This is a genomic window from Mesorhizobium calcicola (assembly GCF_042682105.1).
In the GTDB taxonomy this organism is placed as follows: Bacteria; Pseudomonadota; Alphaproteobacteria; order Rhizobiales; family Rhizobiaceae; genus Mesorhizobium; species Mesorhizobium calcicola.
The window spans coordinates 44,830-66,008 of sequence record NZ_JBHUGY010000072.1; the positions used below are offsets into that span (position 1 = coordinate 44,830).

The 21,179-nt window shown below is 63.4% G+C and carries 25 protein-coding genes; 12 read left to right on the top strand and 13 right to left on the bottom strand.

Features of this window, described 5'->3' with window-relative positions; genetic code table 11:
• Nucleotides 1–2 precede the first annotated feature (2 nt).
• The 3 genes from hutG to hutI are packed head-to-tail and all read right to left on the bottom strand — an operon-like array spanning nt 3 to nt 3,588.
• A complete protein-coding gene (gene hutG / locus ACFSQT_RS35885) occupies nt 3–815 on the bottom strand; it encodes an N-formylglutamate deformylase (RefSeq protein ID WP_379026770.1) in 813 nt (270 codons plus the stop codon).
• Nucleotides 816–817: 2 nt separating this feature from the next.
• Nucleotides 818–2,356: a histidine ammonia-lyase gene (gene hutH, locus ACFSQT_RS35890; protein ID WP_379026771.1), complete on the bottom strand. Its 1,539-nt coding sequence runs from the start codon at nt 2,354–2,356 to the stop codon at nt 818–820.
• Nucleotides 2,353–3,588 (bottom strand): imidazolonepropionase, encoded by a 1,236-nt coding sequence (gene hutI, locus ACFSQT_RS35895; protein WP_379026772.1) that lies wholly within the window; start codon nt 3,586–3,588, stop codon nt 2,353–2,355. The genes hutH and hutI overlap by 4 nt, the downstream gene beginning before the upstream one ends.
• Nucleotides 3,589–3,686: 98 nt before the next feature.
• On the opposite strand from hutI, the gene ACFSQT_RS35900 reads away from it, so the two are divergent.
• Both ACFSQT_RS35900 and hutC read left to right on the top strand, forming a co-directional pair.
• Nucleotides 3,687–5,039, top strand: a complete 1,353-nt coding sequence (locus ACFSQT_RS35900) for a formimidoylglutamate deiminase (RefSeq protein ID WP_379026773.1) — start codon at nt 3,687–3,689, stop codon at nt 5,037–5,039.
• Nucleotides 5,036–5,776 (top strand): histidine utilization repressor, encoded by a 741-nt coding sequence (gene hutC / locus ACFSQT_RS35905; protein WP_379026774.1) that lies wholly within the window; start codon nt 5,036–5,038, stop codon nt 5,774–5,776. The genes ACFSQT_RS35900 and hutC overlap by 4 nt, the downstream gene beginning before the upstream one ends.
• A gap of 129 nt (nt 5,777–5,905) precedes the next feature.
• On the opposite strand, the gene ACFSQT_RS35910 is transcribed toward hutC, so the two are convergent.
• Complete coding sequence (locus ACFSQT_RS35910; protein ID WP_379026775.1) at nt 5,906–6,250, bottom strand: RidA family protein; 345 nt, start codon at nt 6,248–6,250, stop codon at nt 5,906–5,908.
• Nucleotides 6,251–6,476: 226 nt separating this feature from the next.
• Here ACFSQT_RS35910 and aztA point away from each other — a divergent pair, with 226 nt between their 5' ends.
• From aztA to ACFSQT_RS35940, 6 genes are all read left to right on the top strand, one after another.
• Entirely contained in the window at nt 6,477–7,301 is an 825-nt protein-coding gene (aztA, locus tag ACFSQT_RS35915; RefSeq protein ID WP_379026776.1) for a zinc ABC transporter ATP-binding protein AztA, read from the top strand.
• Nucleotides 7,301–8,176, top strand: a complete 876-nt coding sequence (aztB, locus tag ACFSQT_RS35920) for a zinc ABC transporter permease AztB (RefSeq protein WP_379026777.1) — start codon at nt 7,301–7,303, stop codon at nt 8,174–8,176. The genes aztA and aztB overlap by 1 nt, the downstream gene beginning before the upstream one ends.
• Before the next feature lie 31 nt (nt 8,177–8,207).
• Complete coding sequence (aztC, locus tag ACFSQT_RS35925) at nt 8,208–9,149, top strand: zinc ABC transporter substrate-binding protein AztC (protein WP_379026778.1); 942 nt, start codon at nt 8,208–8,210, stop codon at nt 9,147–9,149.
• Nucleotides 9,150–9,303: 154 nt separating this feature from the next.
• Nucleotides 9,304–9,726, top strand: a complete 423-nt coding sequence (locus ACFSQT_RS35930) for a YeeE/YedE family protein (protein ID WP_379026791.1) — start codon at nt 9,304–9,306, stop codon at nt 9,724–9,726.
• Nucleotides 9,727–9,730: 4 nt separating this feature from the next.
• Nucleotides 9,731–10,168, top strand: coding sequence for a DUF6691 family protein (locus tag ACFSQT_RS35935; protein ID WP_379026779.1), 438 nt, complete (start codon nt 9,731–9,733; stop codon nt 10,166–10,168).
• A gap of 68 nt (nt 10,169–10,236) precedes the next feature.
• On the top strand, nt 10,237–10,575 hold the full coding sequence (locus tag ACFSQT_RS35940) for a protein tyrosine phosphatase family protein (protein ID WP_379026780.1): 339 nt from the start codon (nt 10,237–10,239) through the stop codon (nt 10,573–10,575).
• A gap of 21 nt (nt 10,576–10,596) precedes the next feature.
• Here the strand turns inward: ACFSQT_RS35940 and ACFSQT_RS35945 are convergent, their stop codons facing one another.
• Together ACFSQT_RS35945 and ACFSQT_RS35950 are read right to left on the bottom strand one after the other, a co-directional pair.
• Nucleotides 10,597–10,935 carry a hypothetical protein gene (locus tag ACFSQT_RS35945; RefSeq protein WP_379026781.1) on the bottom strand — a complete coding sequence of 113 codons (339 nt, stop codon included), beginning with the start codon at nt 10,933–10,935 and terminating at the stop codon, nt 10,597–10,599.
• A 51-nt stretch (nt 10,936–10,986) separates the two neighbouring features.
• The gene (locus tag ACFSQT_RS35950) at nt 10,987–11,454 is read right to left on the bottom strand and encodes an Lrp/AsnC family transcriptional regulator (protein WP_379026792.1); all 468 of its coding nucleotides are present in this window, start codon (nt 11,452–11,454) and stop codon (nt 10,987–10,989) included.
• A gap of 137 nt (nt 11,455–11,591) precedes the next feature.
• Between ACFSQT_RS35950 and hppD the strand changes: the two genes are divergently transcribed.
• Together hppD and ACFSQT_RS35960 are read left to right on the top strand one after the other, a co-directional pair.
• Complete coding sequence (hppD, locus tag ACFSQT_RS35955; RefSeq protein ID WP_379026782.1) at nt 11,592–12,707, top strand: 4-hydroxyphenylpyruvate dioxygenase; 1,116 nt, start codon at nt 11,592–11,594, stop codon at nt 12,705–12,707.
• Between the two features lie 64 nt (nt 12,708–12,771).
• A complete protein-coding gene (locus ACFSQT_RS35960) occupies nt 12,772–12,957 on the top strand; it encodes a type II toxin-antitoxin system Phd/YefM family antitoxin (RefSeq protein WP_379026783.1) in 186 nt (61 codons plus the stop codon).
• A gap of 15 nt (nt 12,958–12,972) precedes the next feature.
• Here ACFSQT_RS35960 and ACFSQT_RS35965 read toward each other — a convergent pair whose 3' ends face one another.
• The 5 genes from ACFSQT_RS35965 to hmgA all read right to left on the bottom strand — a co-directional run bounded on the left by ACFSQT_RS35965 (nt 12,973) and on the right by hmgA (nt 17,093).
• On the bottom strand, nt 12,973–13,509 hold the full coding sequence (locus ACFSQT_RS35965; protein ID WP_379026784.1) for a DinB family protein: 537 nt from the start codon (nt 13,507–13,509) through the stop codon (nt 12,973–12,975).
• A 4-nt stretch (nt 13,510–13,513) separates the two neighbouring features.
• The gene (locus ACFSQT_RS35970; protein WP_379026785.1) at nt 13,514–13,801 is read right to left on the bottom strand and encodes a hypothetical protein; all 288 of its coding nucleotides are present in this window, start codon (nt 13,799–13,801) and stop codon (nt 13,514–13,516) included.
• 4 nt (nt 13,802–13,805) lie between these two features.
• Nucleotides 13,806–14,819, bottom strand: a complete 1,014-nt coding sequence (locus ACFSQT_RS35975; RefSeq protein ID WP_379026786.1) for a fumarylacetoacetate hydrolase family protein — start codon at nt 14,817–14,819, stop codon at nt 13,806–13,808.
• Between the two features lie 94 nt (nt 14,820–14,913).
• Nucleotides 14,914–15,768, bottom strand: coding sequence for an MBL fold metallo-hydrolase (locus tag ACFSQT_RS35980; RefSeq protein ID WP_379026793.1), 855 nt, complete (start codon nt 15,766–15,768; stop codon nt 14,914–14,916).
• Nucleotides 15,769–15,779: 11 nt separating this feature from the next.
• The gene (gene hmgA / locus ACFSQT_RS35985; RefSeq protein WP_379026787.1) at nt 15,780–17,093 is read right to left on the bottom strand and encodes a homogentisate 1,2-dioxygenase; all 1,314 of its coding nucleotides are present in this window, start codon (nt 17,091–17,093) and stop codon (nt 15,780–15,782) included.
• A gap of 91 nt (nt 17,094–17,184) precedes the next feature.
• Here hmgA and ACFSQT_RS35990 point away from each other — a divergent pair, with 91 nt between their 5' ends.
• Nucleotides 17,185–17,622 carry a MarR family winged helix-turn-helix transcriptional regulator gene (locus ACFSQT_RS35990; RefSeq protein WP_379026788.1) on the top strand — a complete coding sequence of 146 codons (438 nt, stop codon included), beginning with the start codon at nt 17,185–17,187 and terminating at the stop codon, nt 17,620–17,622.
• 54 nt (nt 17,623–17,676) lie between these two features.
• Here the strand turns inward: ACFSQT_RS35990 and tdh are convergent, their stop codons facing one another.
• On the bottom strand, nt 17,677–18,711 hold the full coding sequence (tdh, locus tag ACFSQT_RS35995; RefSeq protein WP_096456834.1) for an L-threonine 3-dehydrogenase: 1,035 nt from the start codon (nt 18,709–18,711) through the stop codon (nt 17,677–17,679).
• 52 nt (nt 18,712–18,763) lie between these two features.
• On the bottom strand, nt 18,764–19,951 hold the full coding sequence (locus ACFSQT_RS36000; RefSeq protein WP_379026789.1) for a glycine C-acetyltransferase: 1,188 nt from the start codon (nt 19,949–19,951) through the stop codon (nt 18,764–18,766).
• A gap of 309 nt (nt 19,952–20,260) precedes the next feature.
• Between ACFSQT_RS36000 and ACFSQT_RS36005 the strand changes: the two genes are divergently transcribed.
• A partial coding sequence (locus tag ACFSQT_RS36005) for a diguanylate cyclase (RefSeq protein ID WP_379026790.1) occupies nt 20,261–21,179 on the top strand: 919 nt, incomplete at its 3' end.

Genomic DNA, 21,179 nt, shown 5'->3' on the forward strand with positions numbered 1-21,179 from the left:
TTTCAGCTCTGCGCCCAGGTGATCGCGGTCTCGAGAATCTTCTTCAGTTTCGCGGCCATGGGTGCGGCGAACGCCGCATCGTAGGGCACCGGCCAATTGTCCGGTTCACCCTTGCCCTCGGGCTCATGCATGTAGCCGCGATTGGCAAGCTCCATCTGCAGCGCATGGAAGCCGCCTTGCGGATTACCGAAGTAGCGCGTGATCCAGCCACCCTTGAAACGGCCGTTGATGACATAGCTGTCGCCGGTTTTGGCCATGACCTGGACGACCAGCTCCTGCAGCGCCGGGTCGGCGGTCTGGCCGTCATTGGTGCCGAGATTGAACACCGGCAGCGTGCCATAGAAGAGACGCGGCAGAACCGAGCGGATCGAGTGGCAATCGTAGATCACGACCTTCGGATGCATGCCGCGCAGTCTGGTGGCCTGGTACCCCAACATTTCATGGTAGGGTGCGAAATACGACTGATAGCGCTGGCTGATTTCCGCCGGCATCGGTTCCCCGCCGGGCAGGTAAAGCGGATCGCCGTCGAAAGTCTCTGTCGGGCAAAGCGTCGTCGTCGTCTGCCCCGGATAGAGCGAGGCGCCGGAGGGATCGCGGTTGACGTCGATGACGGTGCGCGAGATCGAAGTATGCACAACCGTCGCGCCAAGGTCGGCGGCGAAATCGTAGAGCTGGTCGATCCACCAGTCGCAGTCGCGCCGGCCGAGCCAGGGCGAGACCAGCCGGTTGTCGATGCCGGCGAGATCGATACCGGTATGCGGGATCGACACCAGCAAAGGTGCCGTGCCTTCGGTTACTGTGAGCCAGTCGGTCATGTTCAGGCTCCTGAGATCGACGGCAGCGTTACCGCGCCGGCTGCCTTGATGGTCGCACCACTGCGCACCATGGCGATGGCCTTTTCCATGTCGGGGTGGAAATGCCGGTCATTGTCGAGGTGCGGCACCTCGGCCCGGACCAGCTTGCGCACCGCCTCCAGGGCACCGCTCGACGCCAGCGGCGCATGGAAGTCGCAGCCTTGCGCCGCGGCCAGCAGTTCGATGCCGATCACCGCCGTTGCATTCTCGACCATGCCGATCAGGCGGCGCGCGCCATGCGCCGCCATCGAAACGTGGTCTTCCTGATTGGCCGAGGTCGGGATGGAATCGACGCTGGCCGGATAGGCCTTCTGCTTGTTCTCGGAAACGAGTGCCGCCGCCGTCACCTGCGGGATCATGAAGCCGGAGTTCAGGCCGGGCTTGGGCGTCAGGAAGGCCGGCATGCCGGACAGCGCGGGATCGACCAGCATGGCGATGCGGCGCTCCGACAGCGAGCCGATCTCGCAGACGGCGAGCGCGATCATGTCGGCGGCGAAGGCCACCGGCTCGGCATGAAAATTGCCGCCGGAAAGTGCGGTGTCATCCTCGGCGAAGATCAGCGGATTGTCGGTGACGCCATTGGCCTCGGTGCCAAGCGTATCCGCCGCCTGACGCAGGACGGTGAGTGCCGCACCCATCACTTGCGGCTGGCAGCGCAGGCAATAAGGATCCTGCACGCGCTCGTCGCCAACCCGATGCGACTCGCGGATGGCGCTGCCGGCCATCAGATTGCGCAGCGTGTCCGCCGTCTCGATCTGGCCGCGATGCTTTCTCAGCATGTGGATGCGCGGGTCGAAGGGCGCGTCGGAGCCCTTTGCCGCGTCGGTCGACAAGGCACCGGCGATCAGCGCCGACTGGTAGAGCACTTCGGCCTCGAACAGAGCGGCCAACGCATAGGCGGTCGAAAACTGCGTACCGTTAAGCAGTGCCAGGCCTTCCTTGGCGCCCAATGTCACCGGCTCCAGCCCGTGCGAGACGAAGGCGACCTTGGCTGGAAAGCGGCCGTGCGGGGTAAAACATTCGCCGACACCGATCATCACCGCCGTCATGTGCGACAGCGGGGCAAGATCGCCGGAGGCGCCGACGGAGCCTTGCGCCGGCACCACAGGGATGACGTCGTTGGCCAGCATTGCTTCGAGCAGCTCGATGGTCTGCGGCCGCACGCCGGAGGCGCCCTGCGCCAGGCTGGCCAGCTTCAGCGCCATCATCAGCCTGCAGACAGCGACCGGCATCGGCTCGCCGACGCCGGCGGCATGCGACAGCACGATGTTGCGCTGCAAGGTCTCGAGGTCCCCGGCGGGGATGCGCACGCTGGCCAGTTTGCCGAAGCCGGTGTTGATGCCATAGACCGGCTCGCCCTTGGCGACGATCCTAGCGACGGCCTCGGCGCTCGCCTTGATTTTTGGCCGGCAGGCATCCTCAAGCTTCGGCACGGCGCCACGGTAGATGGCGCGCCAGTCGGCCAGCGTCGCATTGCCGGGCTTCAGGGTCAGTTCGGTCATTGTCCTCTCCAGATGCGGGCATGCAGCGGGTTGAAGCCCATGCGGTAGACGAGTTCGGCGGGGCGCTCGATGTTCCAGATCGCCAGATCGGCGGATTTTCCGGCTTCGAGCGTCCCTGTTTCGGCCAGCAGGCCGAGCGCGCGGGCGGCTTCGCGGGTAATGCCGGCCAGGGATTCGTCGACCGTCAGGCCGAACAGGGTCGCCGCCATGTTCATGGTCAGCAACAGCGAGGTCAGCGGCGAGGTGCCGGGATTGTTGTCGGTGGCGACAGCCATCCTGACGCCGTGCTGGCGGAACAGGCCGATCGGCGGCTTCTTGGTTTCGCGAATGAAGTAGTAGGCGCCGGGCAGGATCGTCGCCACCGTTCCCGCCTTCGCCATCGCCATGGCGCCTGCCTCATCGGTGTATTCGAGATGATCGGCCGACAGCGCGCCATAGCGGGCGGCGAGTTCGGCACCATGCAGGTTGGACAGCTGATCGGCATGGAGCTTGACCGGCAGGCCTGCCATCTTGGCCGCGTCGAAGACGCGCGTCATCTGCTCCGGCGAAAAGGCAATGCCCTCGCAAAAACCGTCGACGGCGTCGGCCAGCCCCTCGGCGGCAACCGCCGGGAGAATTTCCTTTGCGACCAGATCGATAAAGGCGTCCTTGTCGCCCTTGGCTTCCGGCGGCAACGCATGGGCGCCAAGAAAGGTTGTGCGGATCGTCACTGGCCGCTGTTCGCCGAGCTGGCGGGCGGCCCGCAGCGACTTCTTTTCGTTTTCCAGATCGAGCCCGTAGCCCGACTTGATCTCGACGGTGGTAACTCCCTCGGCGATCAGCGCGTCGAGGCGTGGCAGCGATTGCGCGACAAGATCGTCTTCGCTGGCGGCACGCAAGGATTTGACCGAGGAGACAATGCCGCCACCGGCCCTGGCGACCTCTTCATAAGTGGCGCCGGCCAGCCGCATCTCGAACTCGTTGGCCCGGTTGCCGGCATGGACAAGATGGGTGTGGCAATCGATCAGGCCCGGCGTGATCCAGCGGCCCTCGCAATCGATCATCTCGGCACCTTGGGCAAGCGTTGCGGGCATCCCCGATTCCGGACCGGCATAAACGATGCGGCCGTCACGCGCGGCGACCGCGCCGTGGTCTACGACGCCAAGTCCGGCAGACCCCTCGGCCATGGTCGCCAGGCGCGCATTGCGCCACAGACGAAGACCCCCTGCCCGGCTTTTGTTCTCTGCAGCCATCATCTTTTCCGTTTCAATCGGTGGCGATTATGTATATACATATTGAAGCGCACTGCAAGTACCATCATCGCATCCGAGACAGGAAACCGGAGAGAAAAGTGACTGATATCTTCGCGGAACAGGCGCTCCTTCCCAATGGCTGGCACAGCAATGTGCGGATCACTTTCGCCCACGGGCGCATCACAGCCGTCGAGCCGGGAGCCACGGCGTTGGCCGGGGACGAACGTCACGCGATCCTGCTGCCGGGCATGCCCAATCTGCACAGCCACGCCTTCCAGCGCGGCATGGCCGGATTGGCAGAACTTCGCGGCCCCTCCGCCGACAGTTTCTGGAGCTGGCGCGAGGTGATGTATCGCTTCGCCCTGTCGATGACGCCCGATCAGGTCGAGGCGGTCGCCGCGCAGCTCTATGTCGAGATGCTGGAGGCCGGTTTTTCCCGCGTCGGCGAATTTCACTATCTGCATCACGACCGCGACGGAAAACCCTATGCCAACCTTGCCGAGATGGCCGAGCGCATCGCGGCCGCGGCCGGCGAAACGGGTATCGGCCTGACGCTGCTGCCGGTGTTCTATGCCCATTCCTCGTTCGGCGGCGCCGCGCCAAACGAAGGCCAACGGCGATTCATCAACGATGTGGGCAGGTTCTCCCGGCTTGTTGAGAAAAGCCGCGAATCGGTTCGCGCGTTGAATCAGGCTGTCGTCGGCGTTGCTCCGCACAGTTTGCGTGCCGCGACACCGGAGGAATTGACCGAGGTGGCCACTATAGCTCCGGATGGGCCGATCCACATCCACGTCGCCGAGCAGGTGAAGGAGGTCGAGGATTGTCTTGCCTGGTCCGGCGCGCGGCCGGTCGAATTTCTGCTTGGCCAAGCGAAGGTCGATAAGCGCTGGTGCCTGATCCACGCCACGCACATGACCGATGCGGAAACGGTCGGCATGGCGAAAAGCGGAGCGATCGCCGGCCTTTGCCCGATCACCGAGGCCAATCTCGGTGACGGCACTTTTGCGGCGCCGCTGTTCAGGGAGCACGGCGGCCGCTTCGGCGTTGGCTCCGATTCCAACGTGCTGATCGGCCTGCCCGACGAGTTGCGCCAGCTCGAATATTCGCAGCGCCTCGCCCACCGCGCCCGCAACGTGCTGGCGGTGGCCGGCGGCTCGACCGGACGCGGGCTGTTCGATGCCGCGCTCGACGGCGGCAGTGTCGCCCTTGGTGCCGGGGCCTCGGAGATCGCCACGGGCGCATCTGCCGATCTCGTCTCGCTCGACGCCAGCAATCCCTCGCTGGCCGGCAAGACCGGTGACGCGATCCTTGACGCCTGGATCTTCGCCAATGGCGGCAAGGTCGACTGCGTCTGGGTGCATGGCGACAAACAGGTCAGCGGCGGCCGGCATGCAAGGCGCGGGTCCATCGCCGAGCGGTTTCGCAGCGTGATGACGGCGCTTTCGGCATGAGCGTGATCGAGACAGCGGATGCGGAAGGTGGCGGCTCGCTGCACCAGCGCATCCTGTCCGACATCAGGGAACGCATCATGTCCGGTGCCTGGGCGCCCGGCCATCGCATCCCGTTCGAGCACGAGCTGAGCGCGCAATACAATTGCTCGCGCATGACGGTGAATAAGGCGCTGTCGCAGCTCGCCAAGGCCGGACTGATCGAGCGACGCCGCCGCTCCGGCAGCTTTGTGCGCCAGCCGCAGTCGCAAGCGGCGGTGCTGGAAATCCACGACATCCGGGTCGAGGTCGAAGCACTCGGCTTGCCCTATCGGTACGAGCGCGTGGCGCGGCACAAAAGGCGCAGCGACGCCGAGGACCGCGCCTTGCTGGAGCTCGGTGCCGCCGCGCGGGTGCTGGCACTGGAATGCCGGCATTTCGCCGGCAAGCGGCCGTTCGCGCATGAGCAGCGGCTGATCAACCTGGCCGCCGTGCCTGAAGCAGGCGACGAGGAATTTCTCGGCTCGGCACCAGGGCCATGGCTGATCGGCCGCGTGCCGTGGAGCGAAGCCGAGCACCGCATTCGCGCGGTTGCCGCCGACAAGCACATCGCGGCGTCGCTCGACATCGCGGCCGGCGCGCCTTGCCTGGTGGTCGAGCGTCGGACATGGAGCGCCGAACATCCGGTCACCCATGTCCGCTTCACCTACGCGGCGGAGAGCCACACGCTGGTGGCGCGATTCACGCCGTCGCAGGGGTAGTTTTTTACCCTCCCCCTCGTGGGGAGGGTCGGCGAGCCGGCATTGCGAAGCAAGGCTGGCGAAACGGGGGGCGGCGCCGGCCCCCACCCGGACCTTCGGTCCGACCTCCCCACGAGGGGGAGGTAGAAGTCAAATCGCCGCCGTAATAATGATCTCGACCAGATATTCCGGTCCGGCGAGCTTTGCTTCGCCGGTGGCGCGGGCGGGCGTGTTGCCTTGCGGCACCCACTTGTCCCATTCGCCGTTCATCTCGGCGAAGGTGCTCATATCGGCCAGCCAGATGATCGCCTGCAGGATCTTGGTCTTGTCGGAGCCGGCCTTGGCCAGCAGTTCGTCGATGGCCGCCAGGATGTCCCGGGTCTGCGAAGCGACATTCCCGTCCGGCGCGCCGACCTGACCGGCCAGATAGACGGTGTTGCCGTGAATGACGATCTGGCTCATGCGCGGGCCAACATCGATGCGACGAATGCTCATTGGATGGTTCCTTCCTTTGTGGTCGCGCCTGTTTAGAGTTGCGGCCGGCTTCGGGCAAGGTCGCCCCGGCAATTCCCGTTGAGCCAACGACCTATGATATCCACACACGGCAAGTTGACCGGCAGCCGCAATTCCGCCCGATTGGCTTGTTGACTAATGTAATAACATCACATATCCAATCGCCCACTGCCAGCAGCCGCATCTCGCTGCCTCCACGGATCGCAGAATGACAAATACATGCCTGACATTCCGCGACCTGACGCTGGGCTACAACAGCCACCCGGCGATCCATCACCTTGACGGCACGATCCGCAAGGGCTCGCTGACCGCTGTCGTCGGCGCCAACGGCTCCGGCAAATCGACGCTGATGAAGGGAATTGTCGGTGTCCTGAAGCCGATGGCCGGCGAGGTCATCCGCGCGCCCGGCGTGCGTGCCGCCTATCTGCCGCAGCAGTCGGAGCTTGACCGCTCCTTCCCGGCGCGGGTGGTCGACCTGGTCTCGCTCGGCCTGTGGCCACGGCGCGGACTGCTCGGCCGCCACACCAGGGAAGATCGCGATGCCGTCAGCCAGGCGCTGATGGCCGTCGGTCTCGGCGGCTTCGAAAAGCGGCCGATCGACACGCTGTCAGGCGGCCAGCTGCAGCGCACGCTGTTCGCGCGGGTCTTGCTGCAGGACGCCGACCTCATCTTGCTCGACGAGCCGTTCAATGCGGTCGACGCCAAGACGGTTGGCGACCTGATCGCATTGATCAAGCATTGGCATGGCGAGGAGCGCACCATCATGGTGGTCGTCCACGATCTGGATCTGGTGCGCCAGAACTTCCCCGAAACGCTGCTACTGGCGCGCCAGCCGATCGCCTGGGGTGAGACCAGGGAAACGCTGAAGCCGGAGAACCTGTTGCGCGCCCGCCGTTTCCACGAGGCCTGGGAAGAGAATGCGCCCTGGTGCGAGCCAGACGAGCACGCTCATGATCATGGCCACGATCACGACCATCATGGCCATGCTCCCGGGCATGATCATCACCATGGCGCCGGACCGAGGGCTGCCTGATGGACGCGCTTTACGGCCTTTTCATTGCGCCCTTCGCCGATTTCGGTTTCATGCAGCGGGCGCTGGTCGGCTCGCTGATGCTGTCGCTCGGCGCCTGCCCGGTCGGCGTCTTCCTGATGCTGCGGCGCATGAGCCTGTCCGGCGACGCCATGGCGCATGCCATCCTGCCGGGTGCCGCCGCCGGCTTCCTGCTCTATGGGCTGGAGATCCTGCCGATGACCATCGGCGGGTTGATCGCCGGCATCATCGTCGCGCTCGGCGCCGGCGCCGTCTCGCGCTTCACCATCCAGCGTGAGGACGCCTCGATGGCGGCATTCTATCTGATTTCGCTCGCCATCGGCGTGCTGATGGTGTCGATCCGCGGCTCCAGCGTCGATCTCATGCACGTGCTGTTCGGTACGGTGCTGGCACTGAACAACGAAGCGCTGACGCTGATCGGCGGGATTGTTGCCGTCACTTTGGTCAGCCTCGCCATCTTCTGGCGGGCGCTGGTCGCCGAATGCCTTGATCCGCTGTTCCTGCGCTCGGTCAGCCGGCTCGGCAGTCCGGTGCATTTCATCTTCCTCGGCCTCGTCGTGCTCAACCTCGTCGGTGGCTTCCAGGCGCTCGGCACGTTGCTTTCGGTCGGGCTGATGATGCTGCCGGCGGCTGCCGCCCGCTTCTGGACCGTGCGCGTCGAGCCGATGTGCGTGCTGGCCGTGCTGATCGGCTTTGGCTCGTGCATCGCCGGGCTGCTTCTGTCCTATCACGCGTCGCTGCCATCCGGCCCGGCCATCATCCTGTCCGCCGGGGTCGTCTATTTCGCCTCGATCCTGTTCGGCACGCGCGGCATTCTGCGCGCCCGCATCATCCATCACCGTCACAGAACGGCCTGATCCCACCCCCGCCCCTAGAAGGAGATCGCCCATGCTGAAATCGATCCGCGCCGCCCTGGCAATGAGCGTTATAACATTAACCGCCTTTGGCGCATCGTCGGCCTTCGCGGCACCGTTGAAAGTGGTCGCCAGCTTCACCGTCATTGCCGATTTTGCCAAAAATGTCGGCGGCGACCGCATCGATGTCACCACCATCGTCGGTCCGGATGGCGACGCCCATGTCTACGAGCCGAGCCCGGCCGACGCGGTGGCCATGGCCAAGGCCGACATCGTGCTGGTCAATGGCCTGCATTTCGAAGGTTTTCTGCAAAGGCTGGTCGATGCCAGCGCCACCAAGGCGTCGATCGTCACCTTGACCGAAGGCGTGACGCCGATCGATTTCAAACCTGAATTCGCCGACGCCGACGCGGCCGAAGGCGCCGGCACCGGCGGCGGCAAGACGGTCACCGATCCGCACGCGTTCCAGTCGATCGCCAATGCCAGGATCTACGTGAAGAACATCGCCGAAGCCTTCTGCGCGGCCGACTCCGACGGCTGTGTCAGCTACCAGACCAATGCCGCCGCCTATACCAAGAAGCTCGATGCACTGGAGGGCGAAGTGAAGACCGCGATCCAGTCGATCCCCGAAGCGAAACGCGTCGTCATCACCTCGCATGACGCCTTCGGCTATTTCGAGCACGCATACGGCCTGACCTTCCTCGCCCCGCAAGGCATCTCGACGGACTCCGAACCGTCCGCCGCCGACGTCGCCAAGCTGGTCACCCAGGTGAAGCAGGACAAGGCCGCGGCGATCTTCGTCGAGAACATCACCAACCCGCGCCTGATCGAGCAGATCGCCAGCGAAACCGGTATCAAGGTGGGCGGCACGCTCTATTCGGACGCGCTGTCGCAGCCCGACGGCCCGGCCTCGACCTATATCGACATGATGCACAACAACATCCGTCAGATCAAAGGCGCCATCCTCGGCAGCTGACGCGGCCCTCTCCGGAAAGGCGGAGCCGGTCTCCGCCTTTCTGTTTGCGTTCTGGCAGTTTGAGCTGGATTCCGCGCCGAAAATGTCTATCTGCGCCATGGTATCGAGTACGCAAAGACGCGGATCGACCGTGGATCAAAAAGCCGGCATCGCCATGACAGACTTTACGCCTTTCCAGTCACTGCTTGGCGGCGCTCTTATTGGCCTGTCGGCGGTGCTCTTGATGGCACTGCATGGGCGGATTGCCGGGATGACCGGCATCCTGACCGGTGTCATCCCGCCGCTTTCGCCTGAATGGCGCTGGCGGGCAGCCTTTCTCGCCGGCGCCGTGGCGGCGCCGCTTCTCTATCAGACTGTCGGCGGACACATCGCCTTCAGCGTGCCCGTGCCGACGCTGGCACTTGTCGGTGGCGGCTTCCTGGTCGGCATCGGCGTGCATTTCGGTGGCGGTTGCCCGAGCGGACACGGCATTTGCGGCATGGCGCGGCTATCGCCACGCTCGATCGTCGCCGTCGCGATCTTCATGGTCACAGCCTTCGTCACCGTCTTCATCATCCGCCATGTGATCGGAGGCTGAGCCCGTGAACAAGCTCGTCTCGGCATTTCTCATCGGCGGGATTTTCGGGCTCGGCATCGCCGTGTCCGGGATGATAAATCCAGCCAAGGTGCTGAACTTCTTCGACATCGCTGGCACCTGGGATCCGAGCCTGATCTTCGTCATGGGTGGCGGCCTTGCGGTCGCCTTCACCGGCTATCGCCTGATATTCCGGCGCCGCAAGGCACCGGTGTTCGAAACCGAGTTCGCGTTGCCGACAAAGCGCCCCATCGACGCGGAGCTGGCCGGCGGCGCCGCTGTCTTCGGCATCGGCTGGGGCATTGCCGGCTTCTGTCCCGGCGGCGCCATTCCCGCGCTTGGTCTCGGTTCCTCCGCGACGGCGATCTTTGTCGCGGCGGTGATCGCCGGCATCGTCGTGGCGCGTTTCGCCAGAGCACGGCTTGCTCAGACGGCCGCGGCATAGGAAGTAGTTGCCGACCACGTCAGGGAGTGGCAAGACTCTCCATCAAACCAGATTGCGAGGATGCTGCCATGGAATACCGCGAGATCAGTGAGAACTATTCGGTCTCGGGCCAGATCCAACCTGAAGACGTCGCCGCCATCAAGGCTGCCGGCTTCAAGAGCGTCATCTGCAACCGGCCCGATGACGAGCAGCCCGGCCAGCCCGCGGCCGACACCGTCAAGGCAGCGGTCGAAGCCGCGGGGCTCGCCTTCCGCTACATTCCCGTCATCAGCGGCCAGATCACGGCCGAGAATGTCGAGGACCAGGCCGAGGCACTCGACGAGCTCAACGGCCCGGTGTTCGCCTATTGCCGTTCCGGCGCACGTTGCACCAACCTTTACGGGCTGATCCAGCAGTCTAAGGGGTGAGCGTACCTGATCGGCGTGAGCTTATTGGCGCCCTTTGGCGACGAAGCTTCGGATGCCAAAAAGAAGCCCTAGAAGAGCGATGAAAGGCACGAGCGTACCGAGTGGGATCGTGCTCACGACCAGCAAGACAAAACCCGAGACACAGATTGAAAAGCCGATTCCGCACCACCAGCGGGACTTCGGATCGGCCAGGATGCCCTCAAAACCAATCTTGCGAACCCACCATGACCAACTTGTATCGCGCAAAAGCGACGCGTTCCAATTCGGGCAATCGTACCGTAGGAAAATCAGGCCGGCGATCGTGAACGGCACCAGCCCGACCATAAAGAGGATTATGCCGGCAAGCTGAAAGTTGGACATGGTTCACCACAGGTCTGGCAATTCCATATTGCGCAGGCTCCGCCGAAGAGTTCAAATCGGCAGCGCGCCGGTTTCCTTCAGCGTTTCCAGCACAATCGCCGTCTTCACATGCTGTACCGATTCATGCGGCAGGAGCACGCCGTTGACGAATTCCGACAGCGATTTCAGGTCGGGCGTCACAACTTTCAGGATATAGTCCATCTCGCCGGTCAATGCATGTGCCTCCTGCACTTCCGGCAGCCGCGCCACCAGTTCGCCGAAGCGCCTGGCATTGTCGCGGTTGTGGGTCGCGAGCGTGACCGAAATGACGTTGACCAGCGAGAAGCCGAGTTTGTCGCGGTCGAGCACGGCGTGATAGCCCTTGATGTAGCCGTCCTCCTCGAGCCGCTGGCGGCGGCGTGAGCATTGCGACGCCGACAGGTTCACTCGCTCCGACAAATCGCTGTTGCCTAGCCCCGCATCGTCCTGCAAGAGCGCCATTATCTTGCGGTCGAACTGATCAATGCGCGTCTCATCCATGGATTTGCCCTTCATCATGCACGCTTCACGCATGAACTGATCATTTCAAGCGTTTGAATGCAAGCACCATGCATCGGCTCCGCGCTATGATGGCATCAGGTGGCCTTTTCAGGCCAAGCCAGATCCGGAGGAATATCATGGGCCCCTTCCCGCACGACGCCCCGCCCGCCAAGATCAGCAAGGACAACCCCGCCGGCACCGATGGGTTCGAGTTCGTCGAGTTCGCGCATCCGGAGCCGGAAAAGCTCGCCGAACTGTTCACCCGCATGGGTTATGTCGCGGTGGCCAGGCACCGCACGAAAAACATCACCGTCTGGCGCCAGGGCGACATCAACTATGTCGTCAATGCCGAGCCCGGCTCGCACGCGATGAAGTTCGCCGACAAGCACGGCCCCTGCGCCGCCTCGATGGCCTGGCGGGTGGTCGATGCCAAACACGCTTTCGACCACGCCGTCGCCAAGGGCGCCACGCCTTACGAAGGCAACGACAAGGCGCTCGACGTGCCGGCCATAGCAGGCATCGGCGGCTCGCTGCTTTATTTCATCGAGACCTATGGCAAGAAGGGCTCGGCCTACGATGCCGAGTTCGAGTGGCTGGGCGCGCGCGACCCGCGGCCGCAAGGCGTCGGCTTCTACTATCTCGATCACCTCACCCACAATGTCTATCGCGGCCAGATGGACAAATGGTGGGATTTCTACCGCAATCTGTTCGGCTTCAAGCAGATCCATTTCTTCGACATCGACGGCAAGATAACCGGCCTGATCAGCCGCGCCATCACCTCGCCCTGCGGCAAGATCCGCATTCCGCTCAACGAGTCCAAGGACGAGACCAGCCAGATCGCCGAATATCTGAAGAAGTACAATGGCGAAGGCATCCAGCACATCGCGGTGGGTACCGACGAGATCTACGCCGCCACCGACAGGCTGGCCGAGAACGGGCTGAAGTTCATGCCGGGCCCGCCGGAAACCTATTACGACATGTCCTATGACCGCGTGAACGGCCACGACGAGCCGATCGAGCGCATGAAGAAGCACGGCATCCTGATCGACGGCGAAGGCGTCGTCGACGGCGGCATGACCAAGATCCTGCTGCAAATTTTTTCCAGGACCGTGATCGGCCCGATCTTCTTCGAGTTCATCCAGCGCAAGGGCGACGAAGGCTTTGGCGAGGGCAATTTCCGCGCCCTGTTCGAATCGATCGAGCAGGACCAGATCAAGCGCGGCGTGATCAAGGTGGATGGCAAGGCGGCCTGAAATCTCAAGCTCGTTTGCGGCTCGATCGGCTTTGATTTAAGTTCGGATCATAAGAGGTCGAGCCGTGAACGTCTCCATAACCGAAGCCAGAGCTAGACTGTCGGAACTCGTGAGGCGCGCGAAGGCCGGCGAGGAGATCGTGATCACCCGACGCGGCAAGCCGGTAGCGCGTCTCCTCCCGCCTCCGGTGAGGGTGTGCCTTCTGCCACGCATCGGCACCAGTTCAGCTGTTGATGGGCCGACTATTTAAGATGAGAATTGGCAACTAAAGTCCCAGCCGCTCGACCTCTGCCTTCCTCAGCTTGATGTCATAGTCGAGCAGGAACTCGTCCAATTGCGGCGGCGCGACCGAGGTGCCGGACAGCATGGCGTGCACCTGGCCGCGGTGGTGGATGTCGTGCAGGAAGACATGGGCGAGGATGTCGCCGATCCTTTCAGGGATCATGCCGTCCTCGCGCCGGTCGGTGATGACGCGGCGGTCAAGATCGGCTTCCGTCAACCCATCGCAGAAGGCGATCAGGCGCCGGTCGACCGCGACTTGCGCGGCAAACAGCGGCTGCGGTTCGTCGAAGGGCTCGAAATCATCATGGGCCGCGGCACCGACGCCGCCCTCTTCGAGAAAATCGAGATAGAGATAATCGACCGCCAGAATATGGTTGAGCGTCGCCTTGATCGACGGGAAGAAGCTGGTGCGTTCGGCCTCGAATTCACCGGGCTGAAGTGACAGTACGGCGCGATAGAGCCGATCGTTCGACCAGAGATTGTTGCGCGCCATGCGGCGCAGATGATCCAGCAGGCTCATCACATCATCCCGCAGACCGGACCAGATACAAACCCGCCCACAGAACCGCAAATCCGGCGAGAACGATCAGCAACAGCCTGTTCATGCGCCGCCGCATGGCCTGCGTTTCCTCGTCCTGCGCGACTTTCATGTTGGTGATGGTGTGGAACATCATCGCCTTGCGCGGAAAGCCGCTGCGGTTGGTCAGGTCCGGCGAGCGGGCCTCGACGCGGTAGCTCAGCCGGATCGCCAGGATGAAGACCGCCAATGTGGCTAGCGCCCAGACCCCCGCCAGCAGATAGACCCCCGTCATTCCCTCACCTTTCGTATTTCTCGACCTTCTGCTCGATGGCTCCGAAGATCGAATGACCCGTCCTGTCCTTCATCTCGATGCGCACCATGTCGCCGAAGCGCAGGAACGGCGTTTTGGGCGCACCTGATACAATGGTCTCGATCATGCGCAGTTCGGCGATGCAGGAATAGCCGGCGCCGCCGGCCGAGACCGGCTTGCCCGGCCCGCCGTCGAGCTTGTTGGAGACCGTGCCGGAACCGATGATCGTGCCTGATGCCAGTGGCCTTGTCCTGGCAGCGTGGACGATCAGCGCCGGAAAATCGAAAGTCATGTCGACGCCGGCATTGGCGCGGCCGAACGGCTTGCCGTTGAGATCGGCGAGCAGCGGCAGGCTGACCTTGCCGCCATCCCAGGCGTCACCCAGTTCGTCCGGCGTCACCGCCACAGGCGAAAAGGCCGAGGACGGCTTTGATTGAAAGAAACCAAAACCCTTGGCGAGTTCCGGCCCGGTCAGAGCGCGCAGCGTCACATCGTTGACCAGCATGACCAGCCGGATCGCGGCGCGTGCCTCATCGAGGCTGGCGTCCATCGGCACATCGTCGACGATAACGGCGACTTCCCCCTCCATGTCGATGCCGAAGGCCTCGTCGGCCATGCGGATCGGGTCGCGCGGCGCAATGAAGGAGTCGGAGCCGCCCTGGTAGATCAGCGGGTCTGTCCAGAAGCTTGCCGGCATCTCGACCCCGCGCGCCTTCCGCACCAGTTCGACATGGTTCACATAGGCCGAGCCATCGGCCCATTGATAGGCACGCGGCAGCGGCGAAAGGGCGTCGTGCTCGTGGAAGCGCTCCGACGGCACCGCGTTGTTCTCCAGCGATTCCGCTATTGTCGCGAGGTGCGGCGCGATCCGGCGCCAGTCGTCGAGCGCTGCCTGCAGGGTTCGCACCAGGAACGAGGCGTCGGTGAAGCGTGTCAGGTCGCGCGAGACGACGACGAGTTTTCCGTCACGCGTCCCGTCCTTCAATGTGGCAAGCTTCATGCGGCTTTTTCCTCTCCCTGTGCAGCTTTCTCGCTGCTTTGGATTTTTGTTTTACGCATGATCTCCAGCGAAAACCGGTTTCCACTTTTCGGGATCATGCGAACTCCACAACAAGGCCGTCGCGGGCGATCGTCAAGTCGCCGGCCCATGTTTTCCTGACAGCGGCGATCCAGTCGGCCTCGAAGATCCCGGGATCGTCGGCCGGAATGAGATGATTGAGCACCAGCCTCTTCGCGCCGGCATCACTGGCGATGCGCCCGGCCTCCCCGGCAAAGCTGTGGCTGGCGAGCAGATGTTCGCGCAGACGCGCGCCGTTGCCGGTTTTGACCACCAGCCGCTCGATGCCTTCCTCCAGCATGGCTTCGTGGACGAGGATATCGGCGCCCTGGGCGAAATCGGCGAGCGGCGGAAAGAAGGCCGTGTCGGCGGAGAACACCACGCTTTTCCCGCCATGCTCGAAGCGCAGCGCAAAGCAGTCGGTCACCGGCGGATGGTCGACGCGCAGCGCCGAAACCTTGAGGCCGCGTTGCTCGACAACCAGGCCTTCGGCGAATTCGTTGATCGAAACCAGTTCGCGAACATCCGGCCGGCCCTCGTCGACGATGCGGATCTCGATGTCGAACTCCATCGCCTGACAAAAGCGCCGCCAGTAGTGGCCGGTGCCGGGCGGGCCGAACACGCCGACCGGCGTGGCCAGACCCGCCGTCCAGGCGGTGTGGATCAGCGGCCCGAGTTCCAGCACATGGTCGGAATGCAGATGCGTGACAAAGACCAGGTCGAGTGCCCTCAGCCCGATGCCGGCGTCGACCAGAGCGCGCGTCACGCCAAGCCCGCAGTCGACGACAATGGTCCGGCCGCCGATCTCAAGCAGCGACGAGCTCGGCCATGGTCCGCCCGGCCGCAGTGCCGGACCGCCCTTCGAGCCCAAAAGCACCAGCCGGTCCGGCATTGGCTCGCGGCTCAAGACCAGTCGCCCTCGGGGGTGCCGTTGAAGCGCTTCTTCAGGTCGGCCCAGCAGTCGATGTAATTATCCTGCCGGGTTTCCAGTTCGGCGCCGTAGCGGGTCAGCATCTGCGGAAAACGGGTCTCGAACATGAAGGCCATGGTGTTGTCGAGCTTGACCGGTTCCAGGTCCGCGCGCGAGGCCTTTTCGAAGCCAGGCGCATCCGGTCCATGAGCCAGCATCAGATTGTGCAGGCTGATGCCGCCGGGGACAAAACCTTCCTCCTTGGCGTCGTATTGGCCGTGGATCAGCCCCATGAACTCGCTCATGATGTTGCGGTGGTACCAGGGCGGCCGGAACGTATCCTCCGCCACCAGCCAGCGCGGCGGGAAGATGACGAAGTCGATGTTGGCGGTGCCTTCCTCGCCGCTCGGCGCCGTCAGTACGGTGAAGATCGATGGATCGGGATGGTCGAACAGGATGGCGCCGACCGGTGAAAAGGTGGCGAGATCATATTTGTAGGGCGCGTAGTTGCCGTGCCAGGCAACGACGTCCAGCGGCGAATGGCCGATCTCGGTGACATGGAAATTGCCGCACCATTTCACGATCAGCCGGCACGGCGTCTCCTTCTCCTCGAACCAGGCGCAAGGCGTCTTGAAATCGCGCGGGTTGGCCAGGCAATTGGCGCCGATCGGGCCACGGTCGGGCAGGGTCAGCTTGGCGCCATAGTTTTCGCAGACATAGCCGCGCACTTCGGCATCGACGAGCTCCACCTTGAAGACGAGGCCGCGCGGCAGCACGGCGATCTCGCCGGGTCGTAGCTCGATGACACCCATTTCGGTGACGAAACGCAGGGAGCCAACTTGCGGGACGACCAGCAGCTCCCCGTCGGCATTGAAGAAATGATCGTCGACCATCGATGTGTTGGCGACATAGACATGCGCTGCCATGCCGGTCTGCCCGAGCACGTCGCCGGCGGTGGTCATGCTGCGCATGCCCTGAATGAAATCGGTCGGCTCCTTCGGCATCGGCACCGGATTCCAGCGGTACTGGCCGAGCGCCAGTTCGTGGTCACCGACATTGGGGGCGGTCTTCCACAGGGGATGGGTCGCTGCCTTGAAACGGCCGGTGTGCTTGACGCTCGGCCGGATCCGATAGAGCCATGAGCGCTCATTGGTACCGCGCGGGGCGGTGAAGGGCGAACCGGAAAGCTGCTCGGCATAGAGGCCATAGGCCGGCCGCTGCGGCGAGTTTCGTCCCTGCGGCAGCGAGCCGGGCAAGGTTTCGGTTTCGAAGTCGTTGCCGAAGCCCGGCATATAGGAAAAGGCCATCGCTTCCTCCCGGAATTGACCAAACTGGTTTCATTTGTAACCATCGAAAATGTAACTATCAATGCCAATGCTTCTGCCGGGATGTGCAATCATGGAAATCCTCGACCTGGAAAACTTCCTTCCCTACCGGCTCTATCGCCTCGCCGACGCCGTCAGCCGCGAATTCGCAGGGATTTACAAGGACAGTCATGGCCTGACCCGCCCGGAATGGCGCACCCTTTCCGGGCTTGGCCAGCACGGCACGATGACCGCGACAGCCCTTGGCGAGCAATCGGCCATGCACAAGACCAAGGTGTCACGCGCCGTGGCCGAGCTTGAACGGCGGCGCTGGCTGACCCGAACTCCCGATGAAAACGACCGCCGCGTCGAGCATCTGACCCTGACCAAGGCGGGGCTTGCGGCCTATCGCGAAATGGTGCCGCTGGCGAAGGCCTTCGAGCGGGAATTGCTGGCGAAGCTGAGCGCCCGCGAGTGCGCGGCGATTATCAATGGAGTGGCGGCGCTGGAGGTGGCGCTGGGCAAGGGCTAGGTCGGGAACAGAAGTACGGCTTTCAGTGCACCGCTGCGTTCTTCGACCAACCGCCTACCAGTCCATCACCACCTTGCCGGAGCTGCCGCTGCGCATTGCATCGAAGCCGGTCTGGAAGTCGTCGATGCCGATGCGGTGGGTGATCAGACCTGAAACATCGAGCGGACCCTGCACCAGCGCGATCATCTTGTACCAGGTCTCGAACATCTCGCGGCCGTAAATGCCTTTGAGATGTAGCATCTTGAAGATGACCTTGTTCCAGTCGATCTCGAAGCCGGTGGGCGCGATGCCGAGAATGGCGATCTTGCCGCCATTGTTCATGGTATCGATCATGTCGCGGAAGGCGGGCGCCGCGCCCGACATTTCGAGACCGACGTCGAAACCCTCGGTCATGCCGAGCGCCGGCATGACGTCGCGCAGCTTTTCCTTCGAGGCGTCGACGACATGCTGGACGCCGAGCTTTTTCGCCAGCGCCAACCGCACCGGATTGATGTCGGTGATGACCACTTTTCGCGCGCCGACGCATTGCGCCACCAGCGCTCCCATGATGCCGATCGGCCCGGCGCCGGTGACCAGCACGTCCTCGCCGACCAGATCGAAGGACAGAGCGGTGTGAACCGCATTGCCCAGCGGATCGAAGATCGCGGCGATCTCGTCCGGCACGTCGTCGGGGATCGGCACGACATTGTGCTGCGGGATTGCCAGATACTCGCCGAAGGCACCTGGCCGGTTGACCCCGACGCCGAGCGTGTTGCGGCAAAGGTGCCCTCGCCCGGCGCGGCAGTTGCGACAATGGCCGCAGACGATGTGGCCTTCGCCCGACACGCGCTGGCCAACCTTGTATTCGGTGACCGCCGCGCCGAAATCGGCGACGGTGCCGACGAATTCATGGCCGGTGACCATCGGAACCGGCACAGTCTTCTGCGCCCACTGGTCCCAATTGTAGATATGGACATCGGTGCCGCAGATCGCGGTCTTCCTGACCTTGATCAGCACGTCGTTGGGGCCGATTTCCGGCACCGGCACCTCTTCCATCCAGATGCCCGGTTCGGCCTTGGCCTTCACCAGCGCCTTCATCATGTTCGACATGCATTTGTCCCTTGAATCTCTTGTTCCGGAATCGCTTTGCGACTTCGACCTTTCAGGAAATCACCCCGAGTTCCCTTCCGACGGCCGCAAACGCCTCGACCGCGCGGTCGATATCGGCGCTGGAATGCGCCGCCGACATCTGCGTGCGGATGCGCGCCTGGCCCTTCGGCACCACCGGGAAGGAAAAGCCGATGACATAGATGCCGCGCTTCAGCATGCGCGCCGCCATCTCCTGCGCCAGCGTCGCATCGCCCAGCATCACCGGAATGATCGGATGGTCGGCCCCGGCCAGCGTGAAGCCAAGCTTGCCCATCTGCGACCTGAACCGCGCCGCATTGGCATACAGGCGTTCGCGCAAGGCGCCGCCATTGCGGACCAGGTCGAACACCTTGATCGACGCGCCGGCGATCGCCGGCATCAGCGTGTTGGAGAAGAGGTAGGGCCGCGAGCGCTGGCGCAGCCAGTCGACCACCTGCGCCCTGCCCGATGTGTAGCCGCCGGATGCACCGCCGAGCGCCTTGCCGAGCGTCCCGGTGATGATGTCGACCCTGCCCTCGACGCCGCAATGTTCGGCCGAGCCGCGGCCGTTCTGGCCGACGAAGCCGACCGCGTGGCTGTCATCGACCATCACCATGGCATCGTATTTGTCGGCGAGGTCGCAGACGCCCCTGAGATTGGCGATGATGCCATCCATGGAAAACACGCCGTCGGTGGCGATCAGCCGGAAGCGGCAGTCCTTTGCCTCCTTCAGCCGCGCTTCGAGGTCGGCCATGTCGTTGTTGGCGTAGCGGAAGCGTTTTGCCTTCGACAACCTGACGCCGTCGATGATCGAGGCATGGTTCAGCGCATCGGAAATGATCGCATCGTCCTCTCCCAGCAACGTCTCGAACAGGCCGCCATTGGCGTCGAAGCAGGAGCCGTAGAGGATGGTGTCCTCCAGGCCGAGGAAGGATGAAATCGTCGCCTCGAGCTGCTTGTGCTCCTCTTGCGTGCCGCAGATGAAGCGCACCGAGGCCATGCCGTAGCCATAGCGGTCGAGCGCCTGGCTGGCCGCCGCGCGCAGGTCGGCGCTGTCGGCGAGGCCGAGATAGTTGTTGGCACAGAAATTAAGCACCTTCCGCCCGCCAACCTCGATCTCGGCCGACTGGGTCGAAGAGATCACCCGCTCGGATTTGTAGAGTCCGGCCGACTTAAGTCCCGCGAGTTCGCTGTCGATGTGAGAGAGAAATGCTGCGGTCATGATCGGGCCTCGTTTGATGTGGGCCGACTGTCGTCCGGCCCGCGCGAAAAATCCATCGCAAAAACGACCGGATCGGTGGGCAAGCGGCCCGACATGGAACGTATGCGGCCGCGGCCGCTACGCCATGGCCATAGTTGCTGAGCGACGACCGCTCAAATGCCGACACAGCGCTAAACGAGCCGATAACCATTTCGCGATCTTTCCGCGTCTCCCCCTTGCCGGCCGGCTGTCGATTTCCGGACCTGTTAACGTTTGCAAGCCAATGCTCCTCGCAGCAAGAACCCGTTGGCGAGAGGGCCGCCCCCGAAAATGTCGCAGCAGCCGGTGCAAACCATTTCAGGCAAGCTCACATTGCTGATCAAGGCCGGCTACTGGCTGGCCCTGCTGATCATTGCCGCCATGGTGATAGCCTCCTTTATCCTGCTGCAGCAGATGATGGCCACCCAGCAGAACAACCACACCTTGCTCGACATCGTCAGCACGCAAAAGACGCTGTCGCAGCGCATCGTCTTCCTTGCCAGCGCAACCGGTTCTGCTTCGCGAGACAAGCAACCGGCGCTGGTCAGCGCACTCAAGCAGGCGACTGGGGAGTTCGAGACGAACTATGATCTGCTGCTCGAACAGACGAAGGCCGACCCGATGTCGCCGGCTCGTTTGGACCCGAAATCGACCGAGAGCGTGCTGTTCGCCAAGCCGTTCCATCTCGATTATTTTTCGGTGGGCCTCGTCGCCAATGGCAAGCGGCTGATTTCATCCTTTGAATCGCAGCTGACGGGGACCAGTGACGGCTACAAGGGCAGCGGCGAGCGCGTCAATCTCGATTCCTCTGTCGCCAACGCGACCTTGTCGGGTTACGCGGCACTTGGTCAGCGCATCAGCGCCGATGCCGACGAGCGCTCCGAGGAGCTGCTCGCGCTCCACCGCACTCTGTTCTACGCCACCCTCGGCGTCATCGTGCTGGTGGCGCTGTTCATTTTCAGGCCGATGTCGAACGCCATCCTGCGCAAGACGCATGAGCTGATCGACGCGCGCAATTCCATGGCCTTCATCGCGGTGCATGATGGCCTCACCGGCCTGCACAATCGCACGTTCCTGACCGATCATTTCGATACGCTGATCAAGGGCACGCACCGGCGTCGCGAGCGCCTTGCCGTCGTCCAGCTCGACCTCGACCGGTTCAAGCAGATCAACGATACGCTCGGCCACGCCGCGGGCGACTATGTGCTGG